At 38.5% G+C, this 12,567-nt stretch carries 13 protein-coding genes and 2 tRNA genes; 7 read left to right on the forward strand and 8 right to left on the reverse strand.

Annotated features, from left to right (window positions below):
* Nucleotides 1-362: 362 nt before the first annotated feature.
* Nucleotides 363-770, forward strand: coding sequence for a MaoC family dehydratase (locus D0T08_RS03540; RefSeq protein ID WP_116981195.1), 408 nt, complete (start codon nt 363-365; stop codon nt 768-770).
* 59 nt (nt 771-829) lie between these two features.
* Here D0T08_RS03540 and D0T08_RS03545 read toward each other — a convergent pair whose 3' ends face one another.
* Nucleotides 830-1,006: a histone H1 gene (locus D0T08_RS03545; RefSeq protein ID WP_116981196.1), complete on the reverse strand. Its 177-nt coding sequence runs from the start codon at nt 1,004-1,006 to the stop codon at nt 830-832.
* Between the two features lie 235 nt (nt 1,007-1,241).
* Entirely contained in the window at nt 1,242-2,504 is a 1,263-nt protein-coding gene (locus D0T08_RS03550; protein WP_116981197.1) for a pyridoxal phosphate-dependent aminotransferase family protein, read from the reverse strand.
* Between the two features lie 488 nt (nt 2,505-2,992).
* Here D0T08_RS03550 and D0T08_RS03555 point away from each other — a divergent pair, with 488 nt between their 5' ends.
* The 5 genes from D0T08_RS03555 to D0T08_RS03575 all read left to right on the forward strand — a co-directional run bounded on the left by D0T08_RS03555 (nt 2,993) and on the right by D0T08_RS03575 (nt 6,424).
* Nucleotides 2,993-4,501, forward strand: a complete 1,509-nt coding sequence (locus D0T08_RS03555; RefSeq protein WP_116981198.1) for an acetyl/propionyl/methylcrotonyl-CoA carboxylase subunit alpha — start codon at nt 2,993-2,995, stop codon at nt 4,499-4,501.
* Between the two features lie 19 nt (nt 4,502-4,520).
* Nucleotides 4,521-5,252, forward strand: a complete 732-nt coding sequence (locus D0T08_RS03560; RefSeq protein WP_116981199.1) for an energy transducer TonB — start codon at nt 4,521-4,523, stop codon at nt 5,250-5,252.
* An 83-nt stretch (nt 5,253-5,335) separates the two neighbouring features.
* On the forward strand, nt 5,336-6,064 hold the full coding sequence (locus tag D0T08_RS03565; RefSeq protein WP_116981200.1) for an energy transducer TonB: 729 nt from the start codon (nt 5,336-5,338) through the stop codon (nt 6,062-6,064).
* A gap of 109 nt (nt 6,065-6,173) precedes the next feature.
* Nucleotides 6,174-6,261 (forward strand) — tRNA-Ser (locus D0T08_RS03570).
* An 89-nt stretch (nt 6,262-6,350) separates the two neighbouring features.
* Nucleotides 6,351-6,424, forward strand: a tRNA-Pro gene (locus D0T08_RS03575).
* A gap of 182 nt (nt 6,425-6,606) precedes the next feature.
* On the opposite strand, the gene D0T08_RS03580 is transcribed toward D0T08_RS03575, so the two are convergent.
* The 6 genes from D0T08_RS03580 to D0T08_RS03605 all read right to left on the reverse strand — a co-directional run bounded on the left by D0T08_RS03580 (nt 6,607) and on the right by D0T08_RS03605 (nt 10,708).
* Entirely contained in the window at nt 6,607-6,801 is a 195-nt protein-coding gene (locus D0T08_RS03580; RefSeq protein WP_116981201.1) for a hypothetical protein, read from the reverse strand.
* Nucleotides 6,802-6,920: 119 nt separating this feature from the next.
* Complete coding sequence (locus tag D0T08_RS03585; protein WP_116981202.1) at nt 6,921-7,280, reverse strand: hypothetical protein; 360 nt, start codon at nt 7,278-7,280, stop codon at nt 6,921-6,923.
* A 210-nt stretch (nt 7,281-7,490) separates the two neighbouring features.
* Nucleotides 7,491-8,051 (reverse strand): hypothetical protein, encoded by a 561-nt coding sequence (locus D0T08_RS03590; protein ID WP_116981203.1) that lies wholly within the window; start codon nt 8,049-8,051, stop codon nt 7,491-7,493.
* Entirely contained in the window at nt 8,041-8,610 is a 570-nt protein-coding gene (locus D0T08_RS03595; RefSeq protein ID WP_116981204.1) for a hypothetical protein, read from the reverse strand. Before D0T08_RS03595 ends, D0T08_RS03590 begins: the two co-directional genes overlap by 11 nt.
* A gap of 126 nt (nt 8,611-8,736) precedes the next feature.
* Entirely contained in the window at nt 8,737-9,420 is a 684-nt protein-coding gene (locus tag D0T08_RS03600) for a response regulator transcription factor (RefSeq protein ID WP_116981205.1), read from the reverse strand.
* A 37-nt stretch (nt 9,421-9,457) separates the two neighbouring features.
* Nucleotides 9,458-10,708: a sensor histidine kinase KdpD gene (locus tag D0T08_RS03605; RefSeq protein ID WP_229238888.1), complete on the reverse strand. Its 1,251-nt coding sequence runs from the start codon at nt 10,706-10,708 to the stop codon at nt 9,458-9,460.
* Nucleotides 10,709-10,927: 219 nt separating this feature from the next.
* Here D0T08_RS03605 and D0T08_RS03610 point away from each other — a divergent pair, with 219 nt between their 5' ends.
* Nucleotides 10,928-12,550: a sodium:solute symporter family transporter gene (locus D0T08_RS03610; protein WP_116981207.1), complete on the forward strand. Its 1,623-nt coding sequence runs from the start codon at nt 10,928-10,930 to the stop codon at nt 12,548-12,550.
* Nucleotides 12,551-12,567: the final 17 nt, after the last annotated feature.

Consider the following 12,567-nt stretch of genomic DNA (forward strand, 5'->3'; position numbering starts at 1 on the left):
TCGCTTTTTTTATTTATAAATTTTAAAACCATAGGAATGAACAAATCAAAAAATAACAACTAAAAATGATAACCTTAAAACATCATTTCCTGTCTGAGTACGATTAAAAACCTAGAGAAAGTTTGTGCAATAAGAAGAGAAATAATAGGTTTTTAATTGTACGAGTTTAAATGATGGCTGCTTTTTTGGTTACTTTTTTGCAGCCCAAAAAAGTAACACCCGGGACTATGAAAACGAAAAATATAAGGCACACCCTAAATACTGGAAGTAACAACCATAACATCCACCATTTCACCCAATAAAATAATAATAGACTAATTCCTATATTTGCACATCATTCCTAAAAAAACAAACCCATTCTTATGCCTTTAGAAATTGGAGATACCTATAAATATGAATTCCGCTTTTCGCAGGAAGATGTACAGAAATTTGCCGAAGTAACCGGAGACAAAAACCCTCTGCACCTTGACCCTGAGTATGCCGCTAAAACCCGCTTCAAACGCCCGATTATTCATGGGCACTTGAGTAGTAGTGTTTTTACACGTATTCTGGGTATGGAGTTTCCGGGTGAGGGCTCGGTATATATGAAGCAGGAGACAGAATACCTCTTCCCGATGTTTGTAGATACAGATTACGAAGTAGTATTTAACGTAATGACTGTCGACCGTGAAAAACACGTAGCAGAGATAACCGGAGAGGTATTTATCAAGGGTACTTCCCGCCGCACCATCAGAGGTTTAGCGACGTTGATGCACCCCGAAAAAATATAGAGAGATAAGCTCTTTTTGTGAGCTTATCTCTCTATACAAATCTTTAAACAAAAGCGGTTTTATTCACCATTTTTTATGGACTGAACTTCGGCTCTTGTAGCTTTTGCCCAAGCAGCCAGTTGTGCCATTCCGGCTCTAACTCTTGTGCCAGCAGCTTTGTTGCCTTTGTCATAAAATTTGTCAAAATCTCCTGCTAATGAAGCAACAAGGTCACTGAGTTCTTTGTACTTGTTCATAGTAATTGTAACGGATTTGGTTAATGAATGAAATTATCTACTTAAATACGAAATAAACTACTTGCAAGTTAGATAGTTTGATGAAAATTACAAATTTTTCTACAAAAAATACCATGCAAAAATGCCCTTTTTTGTAAAAAAATGCAAAAAGTCAGGTCTTAGCCTGACTTTTTAACGTCTATATATGTAGAATGTTGTTTGGAGGGCAAAAAAATGGCTTTTTCCCTCTCTATAACTAAGCCAATGTCAAAGGAGCATATTCGCCCGCCTGTAGCTTGGCCTGCACTTTTTCGAAGCAATCCATCGTGTATTCCACATCTTCCAGTGTATGAGAGGCTGTAGGGATAATACGCAACATAATTACACCTTTTGGCACTACCGGATAGATGATAACCGAGCAGAAAATACCCATATTTTCTCTCAGGTCACGAATCAGATTCGTAACCGTTGGCAGGTCATAATTACCATGCAATAAAACCGGGGTAACAGGCGACGTAGTATCACCGATATCGAAACCACGCTTACGGAAACCATCCTGCAAAGCGTGAACAATTGTCCAAAGTTTCTCTCTGTATTCCGGGTGATTTTTTATCAATTCCAGACGTTTCATTCCACCTAATACATATGGCATGGGCAATGCTTTGGCATAAGTTTGTGAACGCATATTGTATTTCAAAAACATCACCACATCAGGGTCAGCCGCTATAAATGCACCAATAGCTGCCATTGATTTGGCAAATGTACAGAAGTGTAAATCTACTTCATCCTGCACACCAAAATGTTCAGGAACACCCGCGCCTGTAGCACCCATCGTTCCGAAACCATGCGCATCATCCACCAACAGACGGAAGCTATATTTTTTCTTTAACTCAACAATTTTATCCAGACTACCCACCTTGCCCGACATACCAAATACACCCTCGGTAATCACCAATATTCCTCCACCCGTTTCTTCTGCCAGTTTAGTCGCTCTGATTAAGTTTTTCTCAAGGCTATCCATATCATTATGCACAAACTTGTAGTATTCGCCTCCTTTGGCTTTGTGCAAACGGATACCATCTATCAAACAGGCATGGCTTTCGGCATCATAAACAATCACATCACGACGGTCAACAATACACTCAATTACCGACATTACTCCCTGATAGCCATAGTTCAACAAGAAAGAATCTTTTTTCCCTACATACGCTGCCAGTTCTTTTTCAAACGCCTCGTGCAATTCAGTATTACCTGTCATCATTCTGGCGCCCATCGGATAAGCCAGACCGTATTTTTCGGTTGCTTCTGTATCTGCCTGACGTACTTCCGGATGATTGGCTAAACCTAAATAATTATTCAACGACCAGTTTAATACAGGCTTTCCGTTAAATTGCATATGAGGCCCTAATTCGCCTGTCAATCTTGGAAAAGAGTAGTAATGGTGAGCACTAAGCTGTTTTGCAGCAGTACCAATAGATCCTAAATCGCTAATTGTTTTATCAAAAATATCTCTTGCCATTATAATAAGGAGGAAATGAAGGAACACAATTGTCCGTTGCCTGATTTATTAACAATAAAATGATGAAGAAATCTTCATTTTTTCAACAAAAGTATCAATATTTTGGATGGATAACAAGCAGTCTACCCCTATGCTAGAGTATTTTATGAAAAATGTGCAAGATTTTTAATTAAATATTCAAAAATAAATGAGATTTTGCTGTTACTTCGTAATCTAAAAACAAGAGTATGTTTAATAGATTCAAGAAATATAGGCCCGTTTAAAGTTTGCTTGCTGAAACGCAATAGTTTTGGCTGCGTGGCGCCCATTATTATTCTTCATAAAATAAAAGTCTTTGGATTATCTTATTTGTAGAGACAGGGCATTGCCCTGTCTCTACGTTGCGCACCTTTAATAAGTATTTTATTTTAAATTTAATAAGGGCTATTTCTTGCATTCTAATAAATATACTCACAACCAGACAACGCTTTTACAGCCAGAAATTCAATATGCCGACCATCAAAAAAATTCTTGTAGCCAATAGAGGTGAAATCGCGCTTCGTGTCATGCGAACCTCCCGTGAAATGGGAATCAGTACCGTAGCGGTCTTCTCGGAAGCAGATAGAAACGCACCTCACGTAAAATATGCCGATGAAGCCGTGTGCATTGGCCCGCCCCCCTCTAAAGAATCTTATTTGTTAGGCGATAAAATCATAGCAGTAGCCCAAAGCCTGGGTGTGGATGCTATTCATCCGGGCTATGGGTTTCTTTCTGAAAATGCAGGTTTTTCTAAGGCAGTAAAAGATGCCGGACTCATTTTCATCGGCCCATCACCTGAATCTATTGAGATTATGGGGGATAAACTTTCTTCCAAACATGCCGTTGCCTCCTATAATATTCCAATGGTACCAGGCACGCCTGATGCCATTACCGACCGTGTGGCAGCCAAAGCCAAAGCAGCCGAAATCGGCTACCCGATTCTGATAAAAGCGAGTGCCGGTGGCGGTGGAAAAGGGATGCGGGTAGTAGAAAAAGAAGAAGAATTTGACGAACAAATGGACAGAGCGGTAGGCGAGGCTATTTCAGCCTTTGGCAATGGCTCTTGTTTCATTGAAAAATACATCACCAAGCCCAAGCATATAGAAATACAGGTAATGGGCGACCAGCACGGCAATGTAGTATATTTCTTTGAACGTGAATGCTCCATCCAACGTCGCCATCAGAAAGTGATTGAGGAAGCGCCATCAGCAGTCTTAACTCCGGGTATCAGAGAAGCGATGGGGATTTGTGCCGTGAATGTGGCCAAAGCTTGCAATTATTATGGCGCGGGCACAGTAGAGTTTATTGTAGACGAAAATCTGGATTTTTACTTTCTGGAAATGAATACCCGCTTACAGGTAGAGCATCCGGTTACGGAGTTAATTACAGGCGTTGATTTGGTAAAAGAAATGATTCATGTGGCAGAGGGGAAACCTTTGAGCATGAAACAGGAAGATTTACAGATAAACGGTCACTCGATTGAAGTACGCGTCTGTGCAGAAGACCCTGCTAATAATTTCCTGCCCAACGTGGGCACACTTCAAACTTATGTTCGTCCGCAAGGAAACGGGGTGCGAGTTGATGATGGCATCGAAGAAGGCATGGAGATTCCGATTTATTATGACCCGATGATAGCCAAGCTCATTACCTATGGCAACGACCGCACTGAGGCCATAGAAAAGATGATTCGCGCCATAGATGAATTCAAGATTACAGGTGTAGCTACTACCCTGCCTTTCTGCAAATTTGCCCTCAGACACGAAGCATTCGTGAGCGGCAATTTTGATACCCGTTTCGTAAGCCTCTATTTCACCCCTGAAGTTCTGGAAGAAGAAACCGACAAAAGCGAACTGGAAATTGTGGCTGTATTAGCAGCCGAATTATTGAACAATAAGAACAAACCAAAAGTTGCTGATAATAACGGCACGCTGGTTAATAACGCCAGCCAATGGCGAAAGAACCGCACAAAATTGAGATAAGCTATACAAGTATGTGACTATGAAAAAAGTAATTATTGCTGTGTTGATGTTTGGTGCATTGACAGCCCCAGGGCAGGAGTTGAAGAAAGTGCTTAAAAAGCATTCATCTAACCCTTTTACAAACGAAAGAGAAGAATATGAGGTATTAGCAGATGACAAAAAGGTGAAGCATGGTTTATATAAAAAATGGGTAAATGATAAATTAACAGAAGAAGGTTATTATAAAAATAATAAGAAAGACAGCATTTGGACACGCTATTCCGGTCAAACCATCCTGAATATTGGAAATTATGCCAATGATGAGAAAGTAGGTATATGGGAGTTTTATATAAACGCTACTGAACTCGACCAGGAATATGACTTTACGAAGAAAGTCCTTGTATCTTTTAAACCTCCAAAAAAAAATACCATTTATCAGATAATCAGTGATATAGATACTATATACGCTCCACTTAGCCGTCCACCTTTAATTATTGGTGGACAATACGCTTATCTGGAAAAAGTTGCCCAGAATCTTCGGTATCCTGTTGAAGCTATGAGAAATAATATCGGCGGAACTGTATTTGTCCGTTTTACGATTGATGAAGCCGGGAAAACCTCAGATTTTAAGGTAATAAATAAACGAAATAAGAGTTTGGATATGGAGGCACTCAGAGTAGTAAAATTAATTGATGACTGGTTGCCTGCAATCAAGGATGGTAAGCCGGTAAAAGTCATTCATATTCTGCCAATTATATTTGCAAAAGATTGAAATGTGAATCGCCAATAGAATAGAAAATAATCAGCCAGATCGCACAAAATTAAAATAAACCATACAATAAACCTTTTGTGACTATGAAAAAACTAATAATCCTAGCATTAATGCTCAGCACATCGACTGCCTTTTGTCAGGAATTAAAGAAAGTGACGGATACCTCCTCCCCCAGCCCATTCACCAACATTAAAGAGGAGTATTATGTAATGAAAGATGCCAAAAAGATAAAGAATGGCTTATATAAAAAGTGGGTGAATAATAAGCTGGCGGAAGAAGGTTATTATAAAGACAATCAGAAAGACAGTACCTGGATTCGCTATGGTGTCAATCAGAATGTGTTAGCTATCGGGAATTATGCAAAAGATGAGAAAACAGGCATCTGGAAATACTTCTTACCCGGAGGTGAATTAGAACAGGCATATGATTATGCCGACAAGAAATTTGTATCAGTCAAGGCTGACCCATCCAAAACTACTTATCAGGTAATTAGTGGAAGTGATACTACTTATGAAGCCCTTAGCCGACCACCAACAGTAATTGGGGGTAGCAGTGTCTATCTACAAGTAATTGCCCGAAATCTGCGGATACCTCCGGGCGCTTTTAAAAGAGGTGCCAATGGAAGAGTATATGTGCGATTCATCATTGACGAAACGGGAAAAGCCTCTGATTACAGCGTACTCAAAAAAGGAGACAAAGACCTGGATGCTGAGGCTATCAGAGTAGTGAAGCTGATTGAAGGCTGGCAACCGGCAATGAAAGGCGATACCCCCGTAAAAGTTATCCATACTATCCCGATTAGCTTTCTATAATGGCGTAATTTGGGCAGTTGAGTTTATTTTGAAAAAAATTAATAAAAAATAGGGTTCAGTTTTTGATTAAATAAAATGAGCCTGTATATTTGCAGTCCCAAACGGGAAAGGAGAGGTGCCTGAGTGGCCGAAAGGAGCAGTTTGCTAAACTGTCGTACGTCTAAAGCGTACCGCGGGTTCGAATCCCGCCCTCTCCGCGAGATGAGTAGAAATTTTTAAAAATAAATTTTTGATTTAAAAATAAATTTTTCTACCTTTGCACTCTCAAATTTTTAGATACCGCCCTCGGGGTGTAGCGTAGCCCGGTATCGCGTCTGCTTTGGGAGCAGAAGGTCGTCAGTTCGAATCTGGCCACCCCGACACACAAAACCCTCTTAGAAGTGATTCTGAGAGGGTTTTTGGTTTTTATCCTAAAATTTGCAAATAGTTATTTGCCAATTATCATGATGTTGGGTCGTCAACGGTCCGCCGCTGCGGTTCGAATCTGGCCACCCTCTGAGTAACTGATAATGATTATTAGTTCAATTTCGTCTTTAAAACCTTTATTCATCAACATTAGAAGCCCTGTAAGGCTTTCTTATGTAATCTATCTCGTCATTATTAATTACACCAATGATTGATCGGGCATCAATCTCCTGTTCTGCCAATAAATTCATAGCGGCTATAACAGAATCACAATCATGGAAGTCTTTTTCTAGTAATATCCCCCTTTCTTCATACACTACTTTTACATTCATATTTCATTATTGATTATAGATGAAGTATAAACAAAAAAGGCAAACATAAGTTTGCCTGACAAAACAATTATATCTCAATTTCTATTGAAAACAGCCGTTGCTAATTCCCAAGGGAATTATCACTTAGGTTTAGATTTCGCATATTCCCGTCCATCCGGTGTAAACCATTTCAAACTTCCATCTTTATCAATGACCATGTATTGATCTGCTATAATCTCTTTATATTTTAATGTGATTACATTCGTAGTTGACTCTACTACCATTTCTTCGTTCAATACCGAGTTGTCTTTAAAATTCTCGTGAAGAAATACTTTGCCTCCTTTTTTATAAATGGTCAAGTCTTTAATATTTTCATCAGGCGGCGTCCATTGCCCCACAGCGGTACTATCAGCAGAATGGAGTGCGTGCGCTTTATCTTTTAATTGTTGTCCGCAGGAAGTAAGAAATATAACAAAAACCAACAGTAAATATCGGCTCATTGGGTTAGGTTTAAAATGAGCTGTGAAATTAGTGAAAAAGGGTGGTTTTTGATGAAAAGGGCAAGGACATTATTTGGGAGCGGTAGAAAAATATAAGCAGCTTGGATTTGGTTGCCGTAATGTAAAAGTTTTCTTAAGTTACTTTAATAGAACTTTCTATCGTTTACTTTATTTATTGCTCCTTAGCCACAAACAAAATTCTTACTTAGATTATCTTCTTAGTTTCCAAGCATCCCTCATTTTATTTATAATCTTCGTAGTCATTTCAAACTCTTCTTTTTTTGATAAGTTTAATTTTTTACAAAATTTTTCTTTTACTGTATAAAAGAACAATTGTTCCCATTTTTCTCTAAAGTCAGTACTGGAGACTTCTATCATAATACTATCATTTTTTTGTTCTGAAACTTTATCTCCTTTCTTACCAACTTGCAAATAGAACGCATTTGCATGAATAATTCCATCTATAGTAGCACAATGATTTACTAAAGAAAATTCAATGGCAAAGTCTATTTTCATAGGTTTAATAAAGTTAAGAGAGAGAAACACATTCTTTGGTTTAAAAAAAGTATCTGGTAATCCCCAAGTAGTTATTGAATCTCCAGGCAATGTATCTTTATGAAGTTTAATTAATTCGTTAATCTCAAAGTGATTTCCCGTATCAATTACTAATGAAGGTATAAGTCTGCCTTCTCCTACACTTACGTTGGATATACTTCCGTCTGAAACTATTCTGAAAAACGGGCAATTTAACTTTACTTTTCTAGGCTTCATTTTTTAATTCTCTTAAAATTAATACTTCTATAGTCTCTTCATTATTGAAAACATCTATTACTTTCACTAAATAACTTGCTATTCTGTATTCATTTGAAATAACTAATGGTTGCTTAAAAATTAGCCATTTAGATAGTCTTGCTCTTTCTTCAATTCTAATATCATTAGAAAACGTAGGAAATTTTTCATTAGAAACTAGCAAATTTTCTCCATGAGGAATTATAACCTTAATAGTCTCTTCGTTATTTTTTATACATTCGATTTCAAGTTCCGCTCTAAAAGAACTTTTACTATCCGAACTGTTTATAATTGTCATATTAAATAAGAAAAAATGTTGTTTATTCTCTTTATCTAATTTTAAAAGATAACTATCAATCAAATAAAGATTAAAGTTGGCTTGTCTATCATTATATGTTTGTCTTGCTATAGTTGCTGACCTACCAGCCATAATACTACTTCTAAATGCAGATAAAGCAGCAATTATAGCAACAAGTAAAGTTATTAAATTCCAAATACTAACTTTAGAAGAAAAGTCTATTATTATATCAATTGTTGTCATTACTATCAATTTTATTCTTATGCAAATTTATATCTTTCAAATAAATAATTACTAATAGTAATAATATACAACAAAAAATCCCACTAACAAAGCCAGCAGGATTCAATATAAATCTATTTCTAATACTCAACAAGTAAACCTAAACCCTATTCCATGCACGTTTTCAATCTTGATTTTCGGATCGTCGGAGAGCATTTTTCTCAGGCGAGTAATGAATACGTCCAGACTTCGGCCTAAGAAATAATCGTCTCTGCCCCAAATGGCCGTTAGTATCTCTTCACGTTTGATAACCTGATGCTTCCTTTCACAGAGAAACTTTAATACCTCTGCCTCACGGTGAGTCAGTTGCTCGGCCTTATCATCTGATTTGAGTGAGAGTTGGTTGTAGTTAAATTCGTAATCACCCAATTTCCATTTGCCATTGCCTTCGGTTACTTCTTTGCTTACTTCTTTTCGTTTAAGAAAGACCTTAATACGAAGGTTGAGTTCTTCTATGCTGAATGGCTTGGTTACGTAGTCGTCTCCGCCCACCTTTAGTCCGGTAATGCGGTCTTCCTGCATCCCTTTGGCGGTCAGGAAAATAATCGGTATCTGTTGGTTCTGTTTTCTGATTTTTTCGGCCAATGAAAACCCGTCCAATTCAGGTAGCATGACATCCAGCAGGCAAAGGTCATATTTTTCTTTGGTAAAGCTCTTCCAGGCTTCTTTTCCATCCGGAAAATGTGTCACCTCATATCCTTCCATTTCAAGATTATCTTTGGTCACATAGCTCAGGTTGGGGTCGTCTTCGACGTACAAAATTTTAGGCATATTTTAGTTTATGGTAGTAGAAACGATGCTCCGTTTCTTATTCTTGTTTCATCACAATAGTAAACGTACTCCCCTTGCCCGGCTCGCTATCCACTTTAATCTCCCACTTATGCGCTCGCACAATTTCTCTCACATAGCTGAGTCCCAGACCAAAACCTTTTACATTATGCGTATTGCCTGTGGGTACCCGATAAAACTTATTGAAAATCTTGCTCTGGTGTTCCTTGGCGATGCCAATCCCGTTATCGCTGATAGAAAGCACCAGACTATCCTCAGTATTCTCGGTTTTTATTCTGATACAGGGCTTTTTACCTGAGTATTTAATGGCATTTTCCAGAAGGTTTCTTATCAGACTTATTAATTGTGTACGGTCGGCATAAATACTGGTGCGGGAGGCATTCAGTTCTATACTCAGCGAGTCTTCCAGTTCGGCTTTTATGCCTTCTGTTACATCGTCAATGATGCTGTGCAATTCCTGCAACTGAATATCTAACTGCATTTTACCTCGCTCCATGCGCGCCGTATTCAGCACCGATTCTACCTGATTTTTCAGCCGATTGTTTTCCTGCCTGATGATGTGCACATATTTCTTCAAACGCTCGGGTTGTTCCATTATTTTAGTCTGGCTCAAAACATCTGTGGCCACTCTGATAGTTGAAATAGGCGTCTGAAACTCATGGGTCATATTATTGATAAAATCGCGCTGTACTTCGCTGAGCCGCTTTTGCCGTAGAATGACAAACATGGAATAACCGAAAAAGGCTGTTACAACCAGGGTTATGAGCGACGAAATCACCCAGATGTCCAAACGGGCAGCCAGAAAGCTTGTTTTGCTGGGGAATCGGACACCGAAATAATTGAGATACTTATCGGTTTTTGGCAAAGTCTTTTTCAATGCCGAACTTTCAAAATCAGAATTGATGTGTGCCCCGTCTACGATTTTGTCGGTATTACAATCGTAAATACCATACTCAAAATCGGTCTGCAGGTTTTGTTTCTTGAATTCTTCTTTGAGGTAATGCTCCAGCACATCGGCATCGAGCGGGATTCTTAAATTGGCTACGTAGTAATCGGAAGAAAGCTGACTAACGGGGTTTTCGATACTGGAAAGTTTGTAGAGGGAAGAGATTTTGTTCGCGACGTTTCGTAAAGAGATCATGACAGTTTGCCGAAACTGCTGTTCTTTTAAATCGAAAGCGCGCTTTACCCAATAGGCCTGTACTGCAATAATTCCCGTAATAGAAAGCGTGCCCAGTATAATCAGAAGTCGGATGGTATTTCTGTTCAAAACGGGATAGTTTTTTCGTAAAATTATATAAGAAAAGATTTAATGACAAAATTTTAATCATAAGTTTAGTGAGTGGTTATTAAAAAAGTTATGTAAAATCTGAATATTCTTTTAATTTAATCGTCTGCCCTTTGAAAAAGCAAATTTTCTACCTTAATTTGCTCTACTCAAAGAATCTTATTCTAAAACAAAATTCTATTTCCCATTTCCCTAAGCACTATGCAAAAATTACAAACCCTCGATTACTTTGTATTCCTCTTCTATTTTATTCTAGTGTCAGGTTACGGCTATTGGATTTATAAGAAAAAACAAGCCAAACAAACTTCTACTACAGACTTTTTCCTTGCTGAGGGCTCGCTTACCTGGTGGGCAATTGGGGCCTCGTTGATTGCTTCGAACATCTCGGCTGAACAGATGATTGGTATGTCGGGTAATGGTTTCTCTATGGGTTTGGCGATTTCTACCTATGAGTGGATGGCAGCAGCCACGCTTATCGTAGTAGGTATTGTTTTTATGCCTATTTACTTGAAAAACAAGATCTTTACGATGCCACAATTCCTTAATCAACGCTACAACTCTACTGTGAGCTTGATTATGGCAATCTTCTGGCTGGCTTTATATATTCTCGTAAACCTTACTTCTATTTTGTATTTAGGAGCTTTGGCAGTATCGGGTATTTCTGGGATTGACTTCACTGTCTGTATGATTGGACTGGCGATTTTCGCCATTATTATTACGATTGGGGGTATGAAAGTAATCGGTTTTACCGATGTTATTCAGGTGTTCTTCCTGATTATAGGTGGTTTAGCTACTACTTATCTGGCGGTAATGTTGGTTTCAAGCCAGTATGATGGCATAGAAAGTTTAACCAATGGTTTGAAATTGATGACTGAAAAATCGGAAGACCACTTTCATATGATTTTCAAAAAAGGAGATCCGCATTATATGGCATTGCCGGGTTTAACGGTATTGATTGGTGGTATGTGGATTGTGAATCTGAATTACTGGGGCTGTAACCAATATATAACCCAACGTGCTTTGGGAGCCGATCTTGATACAGCCCGTAAAGGGATTTTGTTTGCGGCATTCCTGAAATTATTAATGCCGGTGATTGTAACACTTCCGGGTATTGCGGCTTATACACTTTATCAGAAAGGCTTATTCCAACAGGAAATGTTAGGCGCTGATGGCACATTGAATCAGGATAATGCCTATCCGGTATTGTTGAATCTATTACCTATCGGTTTGAAAGGTCTATCATTTGCCGCCTTGACAGCCGCTATCGTAGCCTCATTAGCAGGTAAAGCCAATAGTATTTCAACTATCTTTACGCTTGATGTTTTCAAAAACTATATAGGCAAAAATGCGACTGAAAAACATCTGGTTTGGATAGGTCGCGTGACCATCGTGGTATCCATGATTCTGGCGATTGTGATTTCTCCTTATATGGGTATCGATAAAAAAGGTGGTTTCCAGTTTATTCAGGAAATGACTGGTTTATTATCTCCGGGTATTTTTGCGGCATTTGTAATGGGCTTTTTCTGGAAACGTACTAACTCGGCAGGTGCTTTGTTTGCCATTGTGGGTGGCTTCTTAATCGCGCTTTCAATGCACAATAACTGGCTGCCATTTGCCGACTGGACAACCGTACCATTCCTTGATCGTATGGGTATTGTATTCCTGATTTGTGTGGCGGTAATGTTTGTTTTAGGCTATGTATTACCAGATGAAGGCAAAGGGCTTGAAATTGATGCAAGCATGTTCAGAGTAAAAGGCGTATTTGCCGTTGGTGCAGTTTCAGTTGTATTGATTCTTACTTTCTTATACTGGTATTTCTGGTAAGACAACGAAACCATATA

The sequence above is a fragment of the Emticicia sp. C21 genome, assembly GCF_003418935.1.
Lineage (GTDB): Bacteria > Bacteroidota > Bacteroidia > Cytophagales > Spirosomataceae > Emticicia.

Bases quoted from the DNA above. Each gene is read 5' to 3' on its own strand.
- D0T08_RS03540 (WP_116981195.1), top strand. From the start codon at position 363: ATGCCTTTAGAAATTGGAGATACCTATAAATATGAATTCCGCTTTTCG.
- D0T08_RS03545 (WP_116981196.1), bottom strand. From the start codon at position 1,006: ATGAACAAGTACAAAGAACTCAGTGACCTTGTTGCTTCATTAGCAGGA.
- D0T08_RS03550 (WP_116981197.1), bottom strand. From the start codon at position 2,504: ATGGCAAGAGATATTTTTGATAAAACAATTAGCGATTTAGGATCTATT.
- D0T08_RS03555 (WP_116981198.1), top strand. From the start codon at position 2,993: ATGCCGACCATCAAAAAAATTCTTGTAGCCAATAGAGGTGAAATCGCG.
- D0T08_RS03560 (WP_116981199.1), top strand. From the start codon at position 4,521: ATGAAAAAAGTAATTATTGCTGTGTTGATGTTTGGTGCATTGACAGCC.
- D0T08_RS03565 (WP_116981200.1), top strand. From the start codon at position 5,336: ATGAAAAAACTAATAATCCTAGCATTAATGCTCAGCACATCGACTGCC.
- D0T08_RS03580 (WP_116981201.1), bottom strand. From the start codon at position 6,801: ATGAATGTAAAAGTAGTGTATGAAGAAAGGGGGATATTACTAGAAAAA.
- D0T08_RS03585 (WP_116981202.1), bottom strand. From the start codon at position 7,280: ATGAGCCGATATTTACTGTTGGTTTTTGTTATATTTCTTACTTCCTGC.
- D0T08_RS03590 (WP_116981203.1), bottom strand. From the start codon at position 8,051: ATGAAGCCTAGAAAAGTAAAGTTAAATTGCCCGTTTTTCAGAATAGTT.
- D0T08_RS03595 (WP_116981204.1), bottom strand. From the start codon at position 8,610: ATGACAACAATTGATATAATAATAGACTTTTCTTCTAAAGTTAGTATT.
- D0T08_RS03600 (WP_116981205.1), bottom strand. From the start codon at position 9,420: ATGCCTAAAATTTTGTACGTCGAAGACGACCCCAACCTGAGCTATGTG.
- D0T08_RS03610 (WP_116981207.1), top strand. From the start codon at position 10,928: ATGCAAAAATTACAAACCCTCGATTACTTTGTATTCCTCTTCTATTTT.